Below are 856 nucleotides of genomic sequence, written 5' to 3' on the forward strand. Positions count from 1 at the left end.
GGACGCTACATGACCCTTGGTAGGCGTGAGGTCGTTCCAGTCCAATCCCTTGGGGCGTTATTAACCTCTGGCTTGGCGGCGATCGTTACTCAACTAAATCGAGCTCCGTCTGTCTAGCCGTTGTGTGTATCTTCATATCAGGGCTTAGGTAACCGTCCGAGATGAGTAAAGCACGCAAAACCTCAATTCCAACCGCTTCTGCGAGAGGCGGTGGAACTACATTTCCAATTTGAGAGCGGACGTCTCCACGGTTTCCTTCAAAAACAAAGGAGTCGGGAAAACCCTGCATTCTTGCAGCTTCTCGCGGCGTAATTGGCCTATCTTGAGTCGGATGCCCATATCTGCCTCTGGTGAAGCTGTCGAAGCCACCCGTGATTGTTGGGCACTGACCGTCAAAACGTAGGCGACCATATACATCGGGCCAGCCACCAGAAGAAGGATCTACGCCTTGATGGCAAGGTAGTCTTAAATGCTCAGGGATATTGCGCCACCCCCCTCCTTGAGGAACGTGGCTGAAGCGCTCGATGTTGATTGCAGTTACTTTTGCTCGTTGATGATTTGCAAAAAGTGGGTGTACAGAATAGTCAAGTGGCGGCTCAGGTAAGTCGCTGAGGACTTCTCCAACGGTGCGCCACTTTGCTACTGTTCGGAGCGGTATTGAAAAGTCTCCCTCTTGATCTCGGCGTTCGCCTACTACGATGAATCGTTCTCGGGTTTGCGGCAACCCATAGTCAGCAGCATTGTAAAAATGGGGAACCAAATGATAGTTCGACAGGCGTTCCTGCATCTCAGCTAAATAGCGTTTGCCTCGAAGTTGACCAAATATGGCTACGTCTCAAACAACAAAAACCTTGGT

1 protein-coding gene is annotated in these 856 nt (G+C 50.7%); it reads right to left on the reverse strand.

The features are described 5' to 3' along the window. Positions 1-85: 85 nt before the first annotated feature. Complete coding sequence (locus I5W_RS29335) at positions 86-787, reverse strand: DNA cytosine methyltransferase (protein ID WP_199901695.1); 702 nt, start codon at positions 785-787, stop codon at positions 86-88. Between the last annotated feature and the right edge of the window lie 69 nt (positions 788-856).

The sequence above is a fragment of the Herbaspirillum sp. B65 genome (assembly GCF_000333555.1).
GTDB lineage: Bacteria > Pseudomonadota > Gammaproteobacteria > Burkholderiales > Burkholderiaceae_D > Herbaspirillum > Herbaspirillum rubrisubalbicans.

What these genes read in the sequence shown, in the direction of transcription:
- I5W_RS29335 (WP_199901695.1), bottom strand. Translation starts at nt 787, where the DNA reads ATGCAGGAACGCCTGTCGAACTATCATTTGGTTCCCCATTTTTACAAT.